The 19,020-nt window shown below is 62.1% G+C and carries 21 protein-coding genes and 1 pseudogene; 7 read left to right on the top strand and 15 right to left on the bottom strand.

All coding sequences use genetic code 11. From position 1 onward, the window contains the following. The first annotated feature begins 6 nt into the window (after positions 1-6). Positions 7-872 (top strand): annotated as a pseudogene (locus tag NKJ13_RS21020) (SMP-30/gluconolactonase/LRE family protein). Between the two features lie 5 nt (positions 873-877). Here the strand turns inward: NKJ13_RS21020 and NKJ13_RS21015 are convergent. The 4 genes from NKJ13_RS21015 to NKJ13_RS21000 form a co-directional block, all read right to left on the bottom strand. Then, positions 878-1,225 (bottom strand): antibiotic biosynthesis monooxygenase, encoded by a 348-nt coding sequence (locus tag NKJ13_RS21015; protein WP_352738207.1) that lies wholly within the window; start codon positions 1,223-1,225, stop codon positions 878-880. 89 nt (positions 1,226-1,314) lie between these two features. Further along, entirely contained in the window at positions 1,315-3,201 is a 1,887-nt protein-coding gene (locus NKJ13_RS21010; protein ID WP_352738118.1) for an ABCB family ABC transporter ATP-binding protein/permease, read from the bottom strand. Between the two features lie 20 nt (positions 3,202-3,221). Further along, positions 3,222-3,575, bottom strand: coding sequence for an ArsR/SmtB family transcription factor (locus NKJ13_RS21005; protein WP_352508542.1), 354 nt, complete (start codon positions 3,573-3,575; stop codon positions 3,222-3,224). 81 nt (positions 3,576-3,656) lie between these two features. Beyond that, positions 3,657-5,102, bottom strand: coding sequence for a LysM peptidoglycan-binding domain-containing protein (locus tag NKJ13_RS21000; RefSeq protein WP_352738119.1), 1,446 nt, complete (start codon positions 5,100-5,102; stop codon positions 3,657-3,659). A gap of 113 nt (positions 5,103-5,215) precedes the next feature. Here NKJ13_RS21000 and NKJ13_RS20995 point away from each other — a divergent pair, with 113 nt between their 5' ends. Then, on the top strand, positions 5,216-5,827 hold the full coding sequence (locus NKJ13_RS20995; RefSeq protein WP_352738122.1) for an LOG family protein: 612 nt from the start codon (positions 5,216-5,218) through the stop codon (positions 5,825-5,827). Positions 5,828-5,973: 146 nt separating this feature from the next. Here NKJ13_RS20995 and rarD read toward each other — a convergent pair whose 3' ends face one another. From rarD to cysS, 9 genes are all read right to left on the bottom strand, one after another. Then, the gene (rarD, locus tag NKJ13_RS20990; RefSeq protein ID WP_352738124.1) at positions 5,974-6,906 is read right to left on the bottom strand and encodes an EamA family transporter RarD; all 933 of its coding nucleotides are present in this window, start codon (positions 6,904-6,906) and stop codon (positions 5,974-5,976) included. 154 nt (positions 6,907-7,060) lie between these two features. Further along, a complete protein-coding gene (locus tag NKJ13_RS20985) occupies positions 7,061-7,600 on the bottom strand; it encodes a hypothetical protein (protein ID WP_352738126.1) in 540 nt (179 codons plus the stop codon). Between the two features lie 4 nt (positions 7,601-7,604). Then, on the bottom strand, positions 7,605-9,227 hold the full coding sequence (gene cimA, locus NKJ13_RS20980) for a citramalate synthase (protein WP_352738128.1): 1,623 nt from the start codon (positions 9,225-9,227) through the stop codon (positions 7,605-7,607). Next, the gene (gene pip / locus NKJ13_RS20975; RefSeq protein WP_352738131.1) at positions 9,224-10,180 is read right to left on the bottom strand and encodes a prolyl aminopeptidase; all 957 of its coding nucleotides are present in this window, start codon (positions 10,178-10,180) and stop codon (positions 9,224-9,226) included. Before pip ends, cimA begins: the two co-directional genes overlap by 4 nt. Beyond that, a complete protein-coding gene (locus NKJ13_RS20970; RefSeq protein WP_352448982.1) occupies positions 10,177-10,653 on the bottom strand; it encodes a GFA family protein in 477 nt (158 codons plus the stop codon). Before NKJ13_RS20970 ends, pip begins: the two co-directional genes overlap by 4 nt. After that, positions 10,650-11,141 (bottom strand): GFA family protein, encoded by a 492-nt coding sequence (locus NKJ13_RS20965; RefSeq protein ID WP_352738132.1) that lies wholly within the window; start codon positions 11,139-11,141, stop codon positions 10,650-10,652. Before NKJ13_RS20965 ends, NKJ13_RS20970 begins: the two co-directional genes overlap by 4 nt. Positions 11,142-11,147: 6 nt before the next feature. Next, on the bottom strand, positions 11,148-11,534 hold the full coding sequence (locus NKJ13_RS20960; RefSeq protein WP_352705388.1) for a VOC family protein: 387 nt from the start codon (positions 11,532-11,534) through the stop codon (positions 11,148-11,150). Next, positions 11,531-11,938 carry an endonuclease domain-containing protein gene (locus NKJ13_RS20955; protein WP_352705439.1) on the bottom strand — a complete coding sequence of 136 codons (408 nt, stop codon included), beginning with the start codon at positions 11,936-11,938 and terminating at the stop codon, positions 11,531-11,533. Before NKJ13_RS20955 ends, NKJ13_RS20960 begins: the two co-directional genes overlap by 4 nt. Before the next feature lie 280 nt (positions 11,939-12,218). Then, the gene (gene cysS, locus NKJ13_RS20950) at positions 12,219-13,745 is read right to left on the bottom strand and encodes a cysteine--tRNA ligase (RefSeq protein ID WP_352738134.1); all 1,527 of its coding nucleotides are present in this window, start codon (positions 13,743-13,745) and stop codon (positions 12,219-12,221) included. Positions 13,746-14,162: 417 nt separating this feature from the next. Between cysS and NKJ13_RS20945 the strand changes: the two genes are divergently transcribed. After that, positions 14,163-14,312: a hypothetical protein gene (locus NKJ13_RS20945; protein ID WP_254820210.1), complete on the top strand. Its 150-nt coding sequence runs from the start codon at positions 14,163-14,165 to the stop codon at positions 14,310-14,312. Positions 14,313-14,369: 57 nt separating this feature from the next. Here NKJ13_RS20945 and NKJ13_RS20940 read toward each other — a convergent pair whose 3' ends face one another. After that, entirely contained in the window at positions 14,370-15,131 is a 762-nt protein-coding gene (locus NKJ13_RS20940; RefSeq protein ID WP_352738209.1) for an SOS response-associated peptidase, read from the bottom strand. Between the two features lie 121 nt (positions 15,132-15,252). Between NKJ13_RS20940 and NKJ13_RS20935 the strand changes: the two genes are divergently transcribed. The 4 genes from NKJ13_RS20935 to NKJ13_RS20920 all read left to right on the top strand — a co-directional run bounded on the left by NKJ13_RS20935 (position 15,253) and on the right by NKJ13_RS20920 (position 17,619). Beyond that, positions 15,253-15,678 carry an NUDIX hydrolase gene (locus NKJ13_RS20935; protein WP_352508519.1) on the top strand — a complete coding sequence of 142 codons (426 nt, stop codon included), beginning with the start codon at positions 15,253-15,255 and terminating at the stop codon, positions 15,676-15,678. Between the two features lie 48 nt (positions 15,679-15,726). Beyond that, positions 15,727-16,104 (top strand): TIGR02301 family protein, encoded by a 378-nt coding sequence (locus NKJ13_RS20930; protein ID WP_023677748.1) that lies wholly within the window; start codon positions 15,727-15,729, stop codon positions 16,102-16,104. 373 nt (positions 16,105-16,477) lie between these two features. Next, positions 16,478-16,735, top strand: coding sequence for a hypothetical protein (locus tag NKJ13_RS20925; RefSeq protein WP_008874920.1), 258 nt, complete (start codon positions 16,478-16,480; stop codon positions 16,733-16,735). Positions 16,736-16,815: 80 nt separating this feature from the next. Further along, positions 16,816-17,619 carry a hypothetical protein gene (locus NKJ13_RS20920; protein ID WP_352738135.1) on the top strand — a complete coding sequence of 268 codons (804 nt, stop codon included), beginning with the start codon at positions 16,816-16,818 and terminating at the stop codon, positions 17,617-17,619. A 33-nt stretch (positions 17,620-17,652) separates the two neighbouring features. Here NKJ13_RS20920 and NKJ13_RS20915 read toward each other — a convergent pair whose 3' ends face one another. Beyond that, on the bottom strand, positions 17,653-18,984 hold the full coding sequence (locus NKJ13_RS20915) for a dihydroorotase (protein ID WP_352778077.1): 1,332 nt from the start codon (positions 18,982-18,984) through the stop codon (positions 17,653-17,655). Between the last annotated feature and the right edge of the window lie 36 nt (positions 18,985-19,020).

Below are 19,020 nucleotides of genomic sequence, written 5' to 3'. Positions count from 1 at the left end.
CGGCCCATGCAGGAATCAGCAGCTAGGCAAGTGCAAGTGGTGATGAACGGCTTGGCCTTCGGCGAGTCGCCGCGCTGGCACGATGGCCGGCTGTGGTTCTGCAACTGGGGTACGGGCCAGATCATCGCCGTTGACGTCCTAGGCAACAGCGAGATCGTGCTCACCGTGCCGGCCACCCTGCCCTATTCCATTGACTGGCTGCCGGACGGGCGCCTGCTTGTCGTGTCCGGCCGCGAAGGGCTGATCCTCAGGCAGGAGGCAGACGGGACATTGGTCACCCATGCCGATCTGAGACAACTATCAAAGAGCCCGTGGAACGAGATCGTCGTCGATGGACGCGGCAACATCTATGTCAATGGTGGTGGGCCTGCTCCGGGTCCCGGCCAGCATTTCGGCCCCGGCACCATCGTGCTGGTCGCGCCTGACGGCGCGGTTCAGCGGGTGGCTGAGAACCTCGCCTTCGCCAATGGCATGGCGGTGACGCCTGACAACAAGACGCTGATCGTTGCCGAGTCCCACGCCAACCGGCTGACCGCCTTCGACATCGCTGCCGATGGCGGCCTTTCCAACCGCAGGATCTGGGCCAATCTCGGCAACGGTTTCCCGACGGCATCTGCCTCGATGCCGAAGGTGCGGCCTGGTATGCCGATGTTCCGAACAGGCATTGCGTACGGGTGCGCGAGGGCGGCGCGATGCTCGAAAGCGTCGACGTCGACCGCGGCTGCTTTGCCTGCATGCTCGGCGGCAGCGAGGGAAAAACGCTGTTCATCGTCGCCGCCGAATGGCGCGGCTTCGAACATATGATCAGCGATGCCCGTACCGGCCAAGTGCTCAGCGTCGACGCTACTGCGCCGGGCGCCGGCTGGCCATAGAGAGCTTACATCCCGGGAATCCGCTGATAGTTGGCAATATCGGCCTTGACGCCAAGTCGCGGAATGGTCTCCTGAGGATTGAAGCCGCTGCGCTCATGCGCAGCCTTGATGATCGGCACGACCTTGTCGACAGCGGCCTGCCCTTCCCATTCGACAATGGTCACGAGGTTGAACTCGCCCGGCCCCGAGAATTGCTCAAGCAGGAAATCCTGGACGAACCCTTGCTGCTGGCGCAGCAATTCATGCGTCATCCGGACCTTGGCAAGAATCTCGTCGCGGGCGTTGGTCGGAACGACAAACTTGTCCACCCGGAATACGCTGCCGCCACTACCTGCCTGATTTATCCCATTCATATCGATGGTCTCCGTTTTTGAACGACGCATCTTGCTGCGATCCAAAACGGCCTACGATCTCAACTTAAGTTGAGGTCAAGCACGAATTTTCAGCTCACCTCCGAGGTGCGGCGGCGAACGACGACGCCGAACTCGTCGCTTTCGCGGGCAATGCGCAGCCGCTCCTCGGCCTCGCTTGCCTCGCGCTGGCGGTCCCACATCGATGCATAAAGGCCGCGCTTGGCCATCAACGCGGCATGGGTGCCGCGCTCGGCGATCTGGCCGTCCTGCAGGACGATGATTTCGTCGGCCGAAATCACTGTAGACAGCCGATGGGCGATGACGAGGGTGGTGCGGCCCTGGCTGACCAGGTCGAGTGCCGCCTGGATCTCCTGCTCGGTGTGGCTGTCCAGCGCCGAAGTCGCCTCGTCGAGCATCAGGATCGGCGGAGCCTTCAAGATGGTGCGGGCAATCGCCACCCGCTGCTTCTCGCCGCCGGAGAGTTTCAGCCCGCGCTCGCCCACCATTGAGCGATAGCCGTCGGGCAGCCGCTCGATGAACGGTCCGATCTGGGCCAGTTCCGCTGCCTTGCGCACATCCTCCTCGCTGGCACCGATGCGGCCGTAGCGGATGTTGTAGGCGATGGTATCGTTGAACAGCACCGTGTCCTGCGGCACCATGCCGATGGCGGCGCGTAAGCTCTCCTGCGTCACGTCGCGAATGTCCTGGCCGTCGATCAGAACCTTGCCGCGCTGGATATCGTAGAAACGAAACAAAAGCCGCGAAATGGTCGACTTTCCGGCTCCGGAGGGACCGACAATGGCCACCGTCTTGCCTGCTGGCACCTCGAAGCTGATACCCTTCAGGATCTTGCGGTTGGGGTCGTAGGAAAAATGCACGTCACGGAACTCGACATTGCCGGCGCTGACGACCAGTGGCTTGGCGCCTGGCCGATCGACGATCTCGCGCTTGACGTCAAGCAGATCGAACATGTTTTCGATGTCGGTCAGGCCTTGGCGGATTTCGCGGTAGATCATGCCGATGAAATTCAGCGGCACCGAAAGCTGCATGAGCATGGCGTTGACGAAGACGAAGTCGCCGACGCTCTGTGTGCCTGCCTTCACCTCGAGTGCCGACAGCACCATGACGACGGTCATGCCGATGCCGAAGATCACGCCTTGGCCGAAGTTCAGCCAACCAAGCGAGGTCCAGGTCCTGGTCGCAGCCACCTCATAGCGCGCCGTGGAACGGTCGAAGCGTTCGGCCTCCATGGCTTCGTTGTTGAAATATTTGACTGTTTCGTAGTTGAGCAGCGAATCGATCGCCTTAGTGCTGGCTTCATTGTCGCTGTCGTTCATCTCGCGGCGGATCGAAATACGCCAATCGCTCGCCCTGACGGTGAACCAGACATAGAGCCAGACCGTGACCGCGATCACCAAGACGTACAGCCAGCCATAGGTGACGGCGAAGATGCCGGCGGTGAGCGCGAATTCGACGATCGTCGGCGCAGTCGCCAGCATGGTGAACCGGACGATCGTCTCGATGCCTTTAGTGCCGCGCTCGATGACGCGCGACAGTCCGCCGGTGCGCCGTTCGAGGTGGAAGCGCAGCGACAATTCGTGCATGTGCACGAAGGTACGGAAGGCGAGCCGACGCACGGCATGCTGGCCGACCCGTGCAAACAGGGCGTCGCGCAGCTGGTTGAAGCCGAGCTGCACCAGCCGCACGGCATTGTAGGCGACGACCAGCATGACCGGCGCCAGCAGAAAGGCCGGCAGCGGCGGCGGCGATTTGCTATCGCCGGCCAGTGCGTCGGTCGCCCATTTGAAGAAATAGGGTCCGGCCACCAGGGTCAGCTTGGCGACGACCAGCAGCACGGTGGCCCACACCACCCGGGCCCTCAGGTCGGCGCGGTCGGCCGGCCACATATAGGGCCAGAGATTGCGCAACGTTCTGAAGGTCGAGCCGGAATCGGCGGAAACGGTTTTCTCGGCCATTCTTGTTTACCTTTTATGTCTTAGCGGCCGGAGCAGCAGGAATCGACCAGCGCGGCCAGCGATGCCGAAACATCGGCGAGCGCGGCGCGGTCGAGCTCATAGCGCGAGCGCTGGCGGTCAGGCTCGAAGCGGATCAGCCCGGCCTCGACCAGGATCTTCAAATGCTGGGAAACGGTGGACTGCGCCAGATCGAGATGCTCGACGACCTCGCGACAGCAGCAGGAACGGCTGGCGGAAAGGTGTTTGAGAATTTCGATCCGCGCCGGATGCGAAAGGGCCGCGAGCCGGACAGCGACAGCGCGGCTATCCGGCGTGCAGTTGGCCGGCGTGCAATTGGCCGGCGCGCGTTCATCTGCCGCCCGGCGTCGGTCCATTACGGGGGGAGATTCGATCATCGTGCATCGGCGATAAACGATGACTGGCCCTGCCGCAAGCTATCCTGATGGGCAGAACGGCTACTCGGTCTTGGCTGGCGCCGTCGTCATCTGGTCGCCCATTGCCTTGAGATCGGCGGGTTCGCCTTCCTTCGATTTCCCCGGCACCTTGAACACCTGTCCCGGCCAGATGCGGTTCGGATTGCTGATCTGGTCCTGGTTGGCGAGATAGATGGTCGAGTAGCGCATGCCTTGGCCATAGACTCGCCGCGAAATCCGCCACAGCGTGTCATGGCGGCGGATAATGACTGCGCCATCGGCATGTTCGAGCTTAGGAGCGATGGTCTCGGGAGTTTCGCCCGAAGGCGTTGTCGCGGCCATTTCGGCCGGGGCCTCGGTGGCGGGAGTGGGGGTGGTTGCGGGCGTTTCGGCGGCTGTTGCCGGTGTAGTCGGCGCGGCTTCGGTCGCTGGCGCATTCGGCTCGGCCGGTTTTATCTCGGCAGGCTTCGGCCCGGCCGGCGCCACGGCGGCAACCGCCTCGCCTGGCTCGCGTTCGAACGGCACGGCGGCACGGGCCACCACGCTCACGCCGTCGGCATCGAGCGCGTCGACATGGATGGTGTAGGTGCCGACCGGGATGTCACGTGTCGCTTCGACCAGGAAGTGGCGGTCGGGCGAGGTCTTCGCGTCGCCGAGCAGGATATCGTTGGCATAGGCGCGCACCTTGCGGCCGGGATCGGTGACGCCGGCAATGAAAATCTTGTTGCCGTCGATTTCGACGGCTTCGACGACGATCTTGGGCTCCGCCGCGGGAGCAGCAGGCGCTACCGGTGTGGCGGGCGCCACCGGAGCCGGTGCGGCTTCAATGGCGGCCGGCGCGGCTGGCGCCGGCGCGGCGGCGGCCGGCAGTTCGGTGCCGGGGGCAGGCAGCGCGGCATCAGATTTTGCCTCAGGGGCCGGAACAGTGAGCAGTTCGGACGGCTTGCCCGGCTCCTCGACCATTGCCAGCACTTGGCCGGTGGAATTCTGGGGGATCGAAACGACGGCGGTCTGCGCCGAGGCGGTCACGACATTGCCAGCCGTCGAGCGCAGCGTGATCGTGTAGTCGCCGGGCTTCAGCGGATCGTCGAGAATAATGGCAAAGGCGCCGTCGGGACCGGCGACCGTCGAGCCGAGCACAGTCGAACCGTTGAGAATCTCGACCTTGGCGTTGGGCGCCGCATTGCCGGCGACGACGATCGAGCCGTTGCTTTCGACGCGCACGATGTCGAAGGTCGGCACGATTGCACCTGCTGCGGTCGGCGCAGCGGGCGCTGCCGCATCGGTGGACGCCGCGGGCGCAGGCGGCAGCCGCCCCTCGGTCGCCGGAGCGACCGGTTTCGAAGCCGGCGGCGTCAGCGCCGCGACCTCCGCAGGCCGGGTAGAATTGAGATACGGGTCGAGCGCGCCCGATAGATAGGCGGTTCCCGCCGCGGCGACAGAGCCGCCAGCCGCGAACAAAAACGCCTTCAACGGATTAATTGCCATGTTTCCCTGCCCCTTAGCCACCTAATTCGGTCTAGCCTGTTTTACCAAATCCGACAAGAAAAAGCCCGCCCCAGGGCTTGACCATGCCAATAGTCCCTATCACCAATCATAACATGAACACGATTCGATCTGTCTGCGTCTATTGCGGCTCGTCCCCGGGCCGAGATGAAACTTATATCAAGGCCGGACATTTGCTTGGCCGCTCGATCGCCAAGTCCGGCCTGCGTCTGATTTATGGCGGTGGCACTAAAGGGATCATGGGTGCCGTCGCTGAAGGGGCATTAAAGGCCGGCGGCAAGGTAACCGGCATAATTCCACGTTTTCTGATCAACCGGGAGGCGACCGAAACCGCGCTTAACCGGCTCGACGAGCTCGTCATCACCGACAATATGCATGAGCGCAAACATAGGATGTTCGAGAAATCCGACGCCTTTGTGGCGTTGCCCGGCGGCATCGGCACGGTCGAGGAGATCGTCGAGATCATGACTTGGGCGCAACTCGGCCACCACCGCAAGCCGATCGTCTTCGGTAACGTCGGAGGGTTCTGGGATCCGATGCTAGCGCTGCTCGACCACATGGCAACGGAAGGCTTCATCCACACGGCGCAACGGGTAAAGCCGCTGGTGGTCGAGGATCCGGAAGCAATCGTCGCCGCCATCATGGTGGCGGGATCGTCCGTCGATGCACCGACGGAGGGCGTACAGTGGGTGATTGATAAGATGTAGAGTGAATAGTGAATAGTGAATAGTGAATAGTGAAACACAAGACGTTCCAGACCGCGCCTGTCTATCCACTACTGACTATTCACTATTCACTCCTTTCCCTACTGCGTTCCTTAAATCCGCAATGACCGGCCAGCCGCCTTTCTTCGTTACGCGGCTCGAGCTGATGCGGAAACGGTCTTGCGCACCGAAGAAAACATCGACCAGGAGTACATCGCCAGTGCTGCCCAGATCAGCCCGAAGGCTATGGCCTGAACACTGCCGAAGGGTTCGCCGAAAATCAGCACCGCGATCAAAAAGACGATGGTCGGCGCGATATATTGCATGATGCCGATGGTGGAGAGGCGCAGCAGCCTGGCGCCGAACGCAAACAACAGCAGCGGCACGGCGGTGACCGGCCCGCAGCCGATCAGCAAGGCGGTGTCGTTCAACGAGCTGGAGACGAAATGATCCTGTCCTGTGGCGATCAGGAAGATGATGTAGCCGAGCGCCGGCACCGACAGCAGCAGCACTTCAAGCAGGAAGCCCTGGCTCGGGCCGATTGGCAGCGTCTTGCGGAAGAAGGCATAGGCGGCAAAGGAAAAGGCCAGCACCAGCGACACCCAAGGCAACTTGCCGGCGTCGATGGTCAGTACCGCGACGGCGATTGCCGCGAGCACCACCGCCACGACCTGCAGGCGGTCGAGCCGTTCGCCGAGCAGCAGCGCGCCGACAACGACGCTGACCAGCGGGTTGATGTAGTAGCCAAGCGCGGTCTCGATGGTGCGGTCGACCGCGATCGCCCAGACATAGATGCCCCAGTTGACCGAGATCAGCGCCGCCGTCAGCACTGCCATCGAAATGATGCGCGGCGAACGAGCTGCCGCTTTGAAATCGGCAGTGCGACCGGCCCAGACCAGGACAGCGGCCGCGATTGGCACCGACCAGACGATGCGGTGGGCGATGACTTCGGCCAGCGGCAGATGCGCGACAGCCTTCATGTAGAAGGGCAGCAGCCCCCAAAGGAGGTAGGCGCCAAGCGCCAGCAGAAAACCGCGACGAGCTTTGGTGTCGGCTTCGATGTGAAGTGCTTGGGTAGTCATGGGCGAAGGCTATGCGCCAGCGGCTTGCCCAAAACCATCGCAAATTGCTGATGGATCAATGGAGTCTCGCTGATGGTTCAACCCGACCACCAAACATTGAACAATCGCGCCGTGTACGAGAGGGTAAAAGGCCCAACCAACACGACATGCGGTCTCAACGCTGAGCTGGTTTCTCGTTAAGTTCGAAAAAGACGCTGTCGGGCGAACCCTCATCGTGCCTGAAGCCCGTCAGCTCTGCCGCAAGATCGAGGGGAAGGTCAAAAACAAAATCGACCTCGGAACCCTTGGTATCTTCTTCATCCTGTTTGGAAAAACACTGCTGCTTCAGCACTTCGAAAGAAGCGGGGAGATCACCCGTGACATGCAAGTCCCTCACAGTCTTGTCACCGCTGTGCCAGACTTTCCAAATGTTCCTTCCGTTGCGCCAGAGCTCGGCGCGGGCGAACATGACATGCTCTTCTATGTGCGCGATAACCACTTCCCGCCCTTGCGAGATCGCCACCAGATATTGTTGAGGTGGGTTTGGGAAGCTGCAGGGATCGAGAATGATAATCGCCCAGTTCTTTTCGCTGGCATAGGCATTCACTGGCGCTTCGAAAATCTCCGATGAATCGCCAATTTCGCGCCCGAACAAGGCCGCAGCTTCCTTTATTTCATAACCACGAAAACCAAGCCAGCTTATCGAGAAGCCCATCTCCCTACTCCGCCGCCACCAGTCCCGCCATCTCCCGGTTCTTCATCAGCTTGTAGACAATCGAATCCATCAGCGCCTGGAACGAAGCATCGATGATGTTTTCGGAGACGCCGACCGTCCACCAGCGCGCGCCGGTGCCGTCATGCGATTCGATCAGCACGCGGGTGATCGCCTCGGTGCCGCCATTGAGGATGCGCACCTTGAAGTCGGCCAGCTCGAGATCGGCGATCTCGCTCTGGAATTTGCCGAGATCCTTGCGCAGTGCAATGTCGAGCGCGTTGACCGGGCCATGGCCTTCGGCGACCGACATCTTCTCCTCGCCCTCGACCAGTACTTTCACAATCGCCTCCGAGACCGTCTTCAGCTGGCCGTTGGCGTCGAAGCGGCGCTCGACCATGCAGCGGAAGGAGGTGACGCGGAAGAATTCCGGCAGGCCATGCAGCATCTTGCGCGCCAGAAGCTCGAAGCTGGCGTCGGCGCCTTCGTAAGCGTAACCCTCCGCCTCACGTTCCTTGACCACGGCGATCAGAGCGTCCAGGCGATGGTCATCCCGGGGCACGTCGATGCCGCGCCGCTTCAGCTCGGCGAGGAAATTGGCCTTCCCACCTTGGTCCGAAACCATGATGCGGCGGCGGTTGCCGACAGTCTCTGGCGGCACATGCTCGTAGGTCGCCGGCTCCTTGGCCAGCGCCGAGGCATGGATGCCGGCCTTGGTGGCGAAAGCGGAGGCGCCGACATAGGGCGCCTGCGCTTCGGGCGCGCGGTTCAGCAACTCGTCGAAGGCGCGGGACAGACGCGATATACCGGTCAACGCCTCTGCCGAAATGCCTGTAGCAAAGCGGCCCGAAAAGGCCGGCTTCAGCGCCAATGTCGGCACGATCGAGATCAGATTGGCGTTGCCGCAGCGCTCGCCGATGCCATTCAGCGTGCCCTGGATCTGGCGCACGCCGGCCTCCACGGCGGCAAGCGAATTCGCCACCGCCTGGCCGGTGTCGTCATGGGCGTGGATGCCGAGATGGTCGCCCGGTATGCCGGCGGCGATCACCTTTTCGACGATGGCACGCACCTCGGACGGCTGGGTGCCGCCATTGGTGTCGCACAAAACCACCCAGCGCGCGCCGGCTTCATAAGCCGTTCTGGCGCAGGCCAGCGCATAATCGGGGTTGGCCTTGAAGCCATCGAAGAAATGCTCGCAGTCGACCATCGCCTCCTTGCCGGCAGTGAGCGCCGCCTCGACCGAGGTCTTGATCGCCTCGAGGTTCTCCTCATTGGTGCAGCCGAGCGCGACGCGGACGTGGTAGTCCCAGCTCTTGGCGACGAAGCAGATGGCATCAGATTTGGATTGGATCAGCGTCGCGAGGCCGGGGTCGTTCGAAGCCGACACGCCTGCCCGCTTGGTCATGCCGAAGGCAACGAATTTGGCATCGGCCGTGCGACGCTCGGCAAAGAAGGCAGTGTCGGTTGGATTGGCGCCGGGGTAGCCGCCCTCGACGTAGTCGATGCCGAACTCGTCCAGCAGCTTGGCGATGGCGATCTTGTCCTCGACGGAAAAGTCGATACCCGGCGTCTGCTGACCATCGCGCAGCGTGGTGTCGAACAGATAAAGGCGCTCGCGAGCCATGGTCATTTCCCGGCAAACATGTCCGTTGCGCGGATCAGCCTGTCGAGGATGCCCGGCTCCGAATAGGCATGGCCGGCGCCTTCGATCAGATGGAAGTCCGCTTTCGGCCACGCCTTGTGCAGCGCCCAGGCATAGCGCGCCGGGCACGGCATGTCGTAGCGGCCGTGAACGATGGTACCCGGGATATCCTTAAGCTTCCATGCATCGCGCAGCAGCTGTCCCTCTTCCAGCCAGCCGGCACGGACGAAATAGTGGTTCTCGATGCGGGCGAAAGCCAGGGCATAATCATCCTGGCCGAAGGGACCGCTGGTTTCCGGTTCCGGCAGCAGCGTGATCGTCTCGCCCTCCCACAGGCTCCAGGCGCGGGCGGCCTCGACCCGCGCCACAGGATCGCTGCCGACCAGCCGTTTGCGGTAGGCGGCCATCATGTCGCCGCGCTCAGCCTCCGGAATGGGCGCCAAAAACCGCTCCCACTTGTCGGGGAACATCTCCGAGACGCCGAACTGGTAGTACCATTCGAGTTCGGCGCGGGTCAGCGTGTAAATGCCGCGCACGACCAGTTCGCTGACCCGCTCGGGATGTGTCTCGGCATAGGCCAGCGCCAGCGTCGAACCCCACGAGCCGCCAAACACCAGCCATTTGTCGAAGCCGCACATTCTTCGCAGGCGCTCGATGTCGGCGACCAGGTGCCAGGTGGTGTTGGCTTCGAGCGAGGCATTGGGCGTCGATTTTCCGCAGCCGCGCTGGTCGAACAGAACGAGGTCGTAGAGCTTCGGGTCGAACAGCCGCCGGTGCTTTGGCGAAATGGTGCCGCCCGGCCCGCCATGCAGGAATACAGCCGGCTTGGCCCCCTTGGTGCCGGAGCGCTCCCAATAGACCTGATGGCCATCGCCAACGTCGAGCATGCCGGACTCGAAAGCCTCGATCTCGGGATAGAGGGTACGGAATTCGCTGCTCATAATTTCAGGCCCTGCTGCGGCCAGTTGGCCGTCTCGTGATCGGGATGCTGGAAGGAGATGATGGATTCCTGTCGCGCGTAGAAATCCGGGTCGTCATGGATCGGCGCGTCGAAGATCGTCTCGACCCAAGGCAGCCTGGCGGCGTAGTTGACCTGGATCTGCGGCGCCAGATCGGAACGGTCGTCGAAGGCGCCGATGGCGATCTCCAGCGCGCCGGGCTGGCGGTAGGTCAGCGGTGTGCCGCAGCGGGCGCAGAAGCCGCGATCGATGTTGACCGACGACTGAAAGTAACTCGGCTCCTCGCGCACCCATTCGACGCCGTCGCTCGGCACTGTCACCAGCGCGCCGAAAAACGACCCGAACTGTTTCTGGCACATGCGGCAATGACAAATGGACGGGCGGCCGAGCGCCCCGTGGATGCGGAAGCGCACGGCGCCGCACTGGCAGCCGCCGGTACGAACGGTTTCGGTCATGATTTTTCCTCCGGCGGCCATTGTTCGGTGTCGTGGTCGGGATGTTGGTAGGAGACGAGGTCGGCGAGATAGGAGGCAGACGAGACGTCGGCCATCGTTTCCTCACCGAGCAATTCGTGAACATGATCCACATAGGGGACCTTGGCTTCGACACCCCATTGGATCGTCGGCGCAATCTCCTCGGGGTGGTCGAATGCGGCGATGGCGAGCGCCACGCCATCGGGCGCTTCGAAGGTCAGCGGCGTGCCGCATTCGGCGCAGAAACCGCGCAAAGCCGCGTTGGACGAGCGGAAGCGTTTGGGCTCACCGCGCGTCCAGTCCAGCCTGGCGCCGCGCACCGAGACCAGCGGCAGGTAGAAATTGCCGCTTGCCTTCTGGCACATGCGGCAATGGCAGACGGAAGCATCGCCGAGCGTGCCTTCGACGCGGAAGCGCACGGCGCCGCACTGGCAGCCGCCTGTATACACCGGTCTGTTGTCGAGGCTCATCGCGCACTACTCCGGAGCATGGCAGACCGCCTCGACATTGTTGCCGTCGGGATCGAGGACGAAGGCGCCATAATAGTTCGGATGGTAGTGCGGGCGCAGGCCAGGCCCGCCATTGTCTTTGCCGCCGGCGGCAATTGCCGCGGCGTGAAAGGCATCGACCTCGGCGCGGCTGCGCGCGGTGAAAGCGACATGCTGATGATGCTTCGACTTGTCCTTGCCGGCGTGCAGCCAAAACACCGGCCGGTCGCGGCCGTAGCCGCCGACCTTGGCGCCGCCGGTATATTCCTGCGGCACCATGTAAAGCAGCGAGGCGCCGAGCGGCGCCATCGCCCTGTCGTAAAAACCCTTCGACGCGTCGAAATCCGAAACGGTGATGCCGAGATGATCGATCATGGAACTACCTCCGTTGCTGGCTGGCCTGCCAACACGTCGGCGCCAGTCAGGCCGGCCACGATCACGATGTGCTGGCAGACATTGTCAATATCGCGAACGACGTCGTCGTTCCAAAAGCGCAGGATGGTCCAGCCGCTGGCATTCAAGTACGCGCTTCGTGCCTCGTCACGCTGGACGCTTTCGGGATCCGCGTGTTGGCTGCCGTCAACCTCAATGATCAAGCTGTGTGTCGAGCAAGCAAAGTCGATGATGTAAGGTCCGATCGGCACCTGCCGGCGAAAGCTCATCCCCATCAGCCGATGGGCGCGCAATTCGTTCCAAAGCTTCAACTCGGCATCGGTCATGCCACGGCGCATAGATTTTGCATTCTTTCGCTGACGCGATGGAACGAGGTCGTGACCCATCAAGCACCCTCGCCTTCGCGATTGGCGAAATCATCGACGACAGCCAATCTCCTCCCTTGCGGGGGAGATGTCCGGCAGGACAGAGGGGGGTACTGTCCCTCCGGCCTGTCAACCGATCGGAGCCACGCCCTCAAGCAGGTTCCGGGGTGCGAATGGGTTACGTCGAAAGTCGGCGGTCCTTCCCACCCCCCTCTGTCCTGCCGGACATCTCCCCCGCAAGTGGGGAGATCGGCCATCACAAAAGCCTTCGCCAGCCTTGCACACATTTCGACCTCCACCCTCACCGCTTTACCTCCCAGGTGGTGATGCGGGCGCCGGTGACCGGGTCCTTTCCGTCCTTCAATTGCACGCCTTGCGCCAGGAGCTCGTCGCGGATGCGGTCGGCCTCGGCCCAGTTCTTTTCGCGAATAAGACCGAGTCTTTCGTCTATACGCGCTCTGATACGATCCTTGGTGGGACCAGCAGAGCCGTATGCGTCGAGGGTGTCGTCCTCCTCCTGAATGCTTGCGTGGGCGACGGTCTCAGTCACAGCTGGGACGCCACGTAAGAATTCATCCGGGGTGTGCTGCATAAGACCCAGAAGTTTTAGACCAGCCAAGACTCGGCCCGCATCATCCCCAGCTCCGTACGCAGATGAAGAAGCGGTGCGGAACGCATCGTATGTCTGCAAATCGTCGAGCAGATGCTCCAATATTCGAGGTTCCGGTGTGATTGGGTTCACGGGCCAGATTTCATCAAATCGACGGTAGAGTTTCGTAAGCAGCCTTTCCGCCTCTTCCAGCTTGCGCACGGAAAAGTCGATCGGCTCGCGATAATGCGTCATCAGCATCGCCAGCCTGAGCACCTCGCCCGGCCATTTGCGGCCGCCAAAGGTATCCGTCTCCAGCAATTCGGTGATCGAATAGAAATTGCCCAGGCTCTTGGACATCTTCTGCCCTTCGACCTGCAGGAAACCGTTGTGCATCCAAACCTTGGCCATCGTTTCGGTGCCGTGGGCGCAACGCGATTGCGCGATCTCGTTCTCGTGGTGCGGAAAGATCAGGTCGAGACCACCGCCATGGATGTCGAACACCTCGCCGAGATAGGCGGCCGACATCGCCGAGCACTCGATGTGCCAGCCCGGCCGACCCCTGCCCCACGGGCTGTCCCAGCCCGGCTCCTCGGGCGAAGACAATTTCCACAGCACGAAATCCTGCGGGTTCTTCTTGTGCGCATCGACGGCGACGCGGGCGCCGGCCTGCTGCTCATCGAGATTGCGCTTCGACAACTGCCCATAATCCGGCATGGAAGCGGTATCGAACAAGACTTCTCCAGCCGCGACATAGGCATGGCCGCGTTCGATCAAGCGTTGAATCAAGAAGATCATGTCGACTTTGCCGTCGGGCCTGGGCTCGACGAACTCGGTGGCGCGCGGCTCGACCGTCGGTTCCAGGCAACCGAGCGCCGCAACGTCCTTGTGGAACCGACCGGCGGTCTTTTCGGTGACCCGCCTGATCGCTTCGTTCAGCGACAGCTTGCCCGATGCAATTTCGCCGCCGAAATCGCGCAGCGCGCGAGCGTTGATCTTGTCGTCGACGTCCGTAATGTTGCGGACGTAGGTGACGTGCGCTTGCCCGTAGAGATGGCGTAGCAAACGGAACAGCACGTCGAAGACGATCACCGGCCGCGCATTGCCGATATGGGCGAAGTCATAGACCGTCGGGCCGCAGACATACATGCGCACGTTGCGCGGATCGATCGGGAAGAAATCCTCCTTGCTCCGCGTTAGCGTGTTGTAGAGGCGCAGGCTCTTCGATGCGTCAGACATACGTGCGTTCCCGGTGCGTTACTTTGGTTGAGCATGATCTTTGGGATCGTGCTCTGGATGAAGCCAGTTACGCCGAGGCGCAAATCGGGCTCCAGCCTGCTGGCCGGGGCGTTTGTCCAATCTTGGAGGAGATGAGGCGAAAACGTCCAGGACCAGCGCGAGGCTAGCCGATAATGCAAATGCCACAAATGGCGAAAGGCGTTTTCATGGCCGGCTTTATCGCCTTGCCCGGTGTTGCCGTCAAGTCGCTACCTTCGCCAAAAATATCGTTGGATCACAGGAAATGCGGCACTGAAACATTTTATTAAACATGTCGGCACTGTCATGAAACTTCGCCGGCTAGATCAGCAAGCGTCACGATTTGGTCGGATTCGGCCAGCAAACGCAGACACGAAGACGTTACTAGGGAAGAGAAGAATGCCCAAGCAGGAACCCAGCCGTGCCAAGCAACCGGCGCTCGCCAGCTATTACCGAGCGATCGGCCCGGCAGCAATCGTCGCCGCTCTTCTGCACACCGCGAAGAAGAAGAAGCCGGCACAGAAGATCGTCTCGCCGCGCGCTGCCTGAGAATGCGGTCGGGTGAAGATTGAGGCGCTCACGGCGAACCAGTAACAGTAGCTTTTGCTAAAATAAACTCATCTGACTGTCGTTCGCGCCGGACTTCTGGCGCTTGACCTTCTCGGGCTCAGGCTCGATGACGCCCTTCTCCTGAATCTCCGACCCGGTATCGGCGACCTTATTGACGAGGTCGGAAACCGGGATCGCTTCGAAGAAATCGGGCTGGGCGGGTCTCAGCAGATCGGCCACGTCGCGCGGCTCGAGCGTGCGGCAATCCAGCCAGCGTGCGAAATCCTCGGGATGGATCACTACCGGCATGCGGTCGTGGATATGGGCAGTATCGGCATTGGCGTGGGCGGTCAGAATGGCGCCGGTGTCCACTTCCGAGCCGCCCGGCTCGGCATAGGTCTCAATCAGCCCGGCGAAGGCGACAAGCCCGCCCTGTCTTGGCCGCACCCAATAGGGCTGCCCTCTTCTGCCACCGGTTTGGTGCCATTCGTAGAATCCCGAAGCCGGCACCAGGGCGCGGCGATGGCGCATGGCAGCGCGAAACGACGCCTTTTCCGAAGCCCCCTCGGAACGCGCGTTGAACAGCAGCGGGAAATTACGCGTATCCTTCACCCAAGCAGGAATCAGGCCCCAGCGCACCAGAATCGAGCGGCGGTCGGGCAGGTTCGAGCCCGGCGCCTGCGTCAATCCGGCGAGCGCCATCAGCACCGGCTGCGTCGGCGCGATATTGTAGCGGGCCGGAAACTCCTCAGGTTCCGCCAGGCCGAGAAAGGCAGCGGTCTGGTCCGGAGTGGCTGTCAAAGCAAAGCGTCCGCACATGAATTCAGCTTTCGATTGGTGGCGTATGAAAGTGGCCATGGAACCTGCCTTTCGCAACCGCTAAAGCTGTTCGCCGACGGTCGGTCCACAACGGGCTGTGCCAATCGAGCGATCCGGAGCCATGGAAGCACGCAAGATCATTCCGGCAGTCTCGGCCTGCGTCGTGCGCGAGAACACGGTGCTGCTGGTCAAGCGGGCCAGGCCGCCCTCGCAAGGCCTCTATGCCTTTCCCGGCGGCAAGGTCGAAGCCGGCGAGACGCTGGAACAGGCAGCACGGCGCGAATTGCTGGAAGAGACCGGATTGCAGGCGTGCAGCTACCGGCCGCTGCGGGAAATCCACATCGACGGCAGCGGGGACGGACATCCGGTCGACTACTGGCTGACGGTGTTTGGGGCCGATTATGCCGGCGGCGAGGCGGTTGCCAGCGACGACGCCGAAACCGCGGCTTTCTATACGCTGGCCGAAATGATGGCGATGCCGCTCGCCGATGCAGTGTTTGAAATTGCCGACGATCTACTCGGTCCCAAAAAAGACGGCGAGACGTGAGCCAGAGAATCGCCTTGCAGGCGACAAATTGTTCCAGCACAAAGCCTCATGAGCCGCACGTCTTCGTTTCTCGCCGCATGCCTCGCCGTCAGTGTGGTTGTCGGTGCGCGCCCGGCGATTGCCGCCGAAGCACCGTTCGAGCCCGGGCTGATGCGGCTGGCGGAAGTGCTCGGCTCGCTGCATTTCCTGCGTAATCTGTGTGGCGAGAAGGGCGATCGGTGGCGAGCCGAGATGGAAAAACTGATCGCATCGGAAAATCCGAACCCGGAGCGGCGCGCCCGCTTCATCGCCAGCTTCAACCGCGGCTACCGGTCGTTCGGCGGCACTTATACGCAATGCACCGCCTCGGCGACGGAAGCCATCAGCCGCTACATGAAGGAAGGCGAGACGCTGTCTCGCGACATCGCTTCGCGCTACGGAAACTGACGACGGCAGCCGCTTTCCGGAAAAGCTGCATCAAGGGTCGGCGCCGTCGCGGCGGACGCGTTCGACACTTCCCCGCTTGCCTCGACTGAGGTCTTGGTGCAAACCTAATGTTGCACTTTTGCAACTATGTTAACGAAACGTTAGCGCGCAGATGTGAAATTAACTCAAACTGAAGGTTTCCGTCCCCTTGGCCGACCTAATCGGCTAAGTTTGAAACGGATCGGATGCAGGTTTGCTAGACGCGACGGAATTTGTAGACAGCGACCAAAAAAATGTCGCATTTACAGATACTTACTTGAGCCTGCGTGTAAAAGGGACAACTCAAGCTTGATCCCTGTCCAACGGATCACCGCTTGAAAGGGTGGACATCGCAATGGAACATGGCGTCAACGACATCGACGCGCTGGTCAGGGAAGAAAAGCGCCTGACTGCCGTGGAAAGCCACAGCGAAGCCTGGGCAGAAGGATTGTCGGCGGGGATCGAGCCGGAAATCATCGCCGAGGCAGCCCTCGAAACGGCATTCGGCGAAATGCTGCGCGCCAATGGCGAGACCTCGGCGCTTGCCCTGCTCGATCGCATGCGTGAAAAGGTGATTGCCGGGGCCTTCGAGCCCGAAAGACTGCGGCACTGATCTCGGTTCTTTGACGACGGCGCGCCGCCGGACGTCATGTCCGGGCACATGGATGGGCTGGAACCAGGGAGTAGCAGGCGGTGAATTTTTCGATATCAGGCAAGCCACGCGGCCTGGTCCTCGGCATTTGGCTTACTGCTTCCTGCGCCACAATTCCCCTTGCACTGTTTCTTGCGAGCAGTCCCGCTCACGCCCTCAGCGAGATCAAACGCGAAGACCTGCCCTCGCCGGTCACGCCGCCGCCGGACGGCGACATGTCGCCGTCTGGAAGTACCGTGCCGATGCCCGGCCCGCTCGGCACGGTACCACCTCCAGCCCGCCAGCCGACTCCATCCGAGGAGCCAGAGCAAACCGAACCGAAAGGGCCAACGGACGATGGCGGGATGGCCAATCCGCATGTCGATCCGGACGCGCCTGTGCCCGAAGTTGTCTACGACCTTACCCAGTTGCCGGAACCGGTCAGGCGCATGCACGATCTGATCGTCGAGGCGTGCAAAAGCGGCGACATCGAAAAGCTTCGGCCGCTGATCGGCACGGGAGACATGATGACCCAATTGTCGCTGGGTGACATCGAGGGCGACCCGATCGCCTTCCTGAAGGGCCTTTCGGGCGATACGGAAGGCCAGGAGATCCTCGCCATCCTGGAAGAGGTGCTCAGTGCCGGTTTTGTCCATGTCGATGCCGGCACGCCGCAGGATCTCTATGTCTGGCCCTATTTCTTCGCCCTGCCGCTGGACAAGCTCGATGCCAGGCAGCGGGTCGAGCTGTTCAAGATCGTCACCGCCAGCGACTATGACGATATGAAGCAGTTCGGTGCGTACATCTTCTACCGAGTCGGCATCACGCCGACCGGACAATGGACGTTCTTCGTTGCTGGGGATTGAGTGGTTTAGCCTGGCCCTTATGAGGCAGGGAGCTTAGCCCGCCAACGCCTCGCAAAACTCCACCGCCCTGCCCTGGCTCGGCGCGACGATCTCGCCTTCCCACATCACGCGCCGGCCCCGAACGATGGTGCCGACCAGCCAGCCGGTCACCTGCCTGCCGTCATAAGGCGTCCAGCCGGCCTTGGAGCCTTGCTGGGCGTTGGCGATGGTCTCTCGGCGCTTCAGATCGACGATGGTCAGATCGGCATCGTAGCCGGCGGCAATACGGCCTTTCCTGGCGATGCCGAAAATACGCTGCGGGCCGTGGCTGGTCAGGTCGACAAAGCGCTGCAGCGTCAGCCGGCCGGCGTTGACATGGTCCAGCATGATCGGCACCAAAGTCTGCACCCCGGTCATGCCGGACGGCGACGCCGGATAAGCTTTTGCCTTCTCGGCCAGCGTGTGCGGCGCATGGTCTGAGCCGAGGACATCGACAACGCCTTGCGCAATGCCCTGCCAGATCCCCTCGCGATGACGCGTGGCGCGCACCGGCGGGTTCATCTGGATCAACGTACCGAGCTGCGCATAGTCATCGGCGCTCAGCGTCAAATGATGCGGCGTCGCCTCGCAGGTCGCGACATCCTTGTGCTGTTCGAGGAAGCCTATCTCCTCGGCGGTCGAGATGTGCAGCACGTGGATCCGGGCGCGAACCTGGCGCGCGATGCGCACAAGGCGCTCTGTGCAGCGCAATGCAGCGATCTCGTCGCGCCACACCGGATGTGAGGACGGATCGCCCGCGATGCGCTCGCCAAGCCGCTCGCGCAGCCGGAACTCGTCCTCGGAATGAAAGGCGGCGCGGCGGCGTGTGTTCCTCAGGATCGAGGCAACGCCTTCGTCGTCCTCGACCAGCAGGTCGCCGGTGGACGAGCCCATGAACACTTTTATGCCGGCCGCACCCGGCAGCCGCTCGAGATTGCCAACGTCTTTTGCATTGTCGCGGGTCCCGCCGACCCAGAAGGCAAAGTCGCAATGCATGCGGCCGGTGGCACGCCGCACCTTGTCGACAAGGGTTGCCTCGCTGGTGGTCAGCGGATTGGTGTTCGGCATCTCGAAGACGGCGGTGACGCCGCCAAGCACCGCTGCCCGGGAGCCCGTCTCCAAATCTTCCTTGTGCTCCAGTCCCGGCTCGCGGAAATGCACCTGACTGTCGACGACGCCCGGCAGGATATGCAGCCCGTGGCAGTCGATCGTCTCGCCCGCCGATGCCTGGCGGAGGTCGCCGATGGCAGCGATGCGCCCACCATTGATACCGACGTCGCGAAAACCCTCGCCGTCGTGATTGACCACGGTGCCGCCTGTCAGGATGAGATCGTAGAGGGGGGCCATGCGGATCCGGTCTCTTGCGGGGGAAGTGCCAGCGGC

This window comes from Mesorhizobium sp. M0174 (genome assembly GCF_040322275.1).
Classification (GTDB): Bacteria; Pseudomonadota; Alphaproteobacteria; order Rhizobiales; family Rhizobiaceae; genus Mesorhizobium.
Note: the sequence above shows the minus strand (reverse complement) of the source record. Positions and strands in the feature narration are given on the sequence as shown.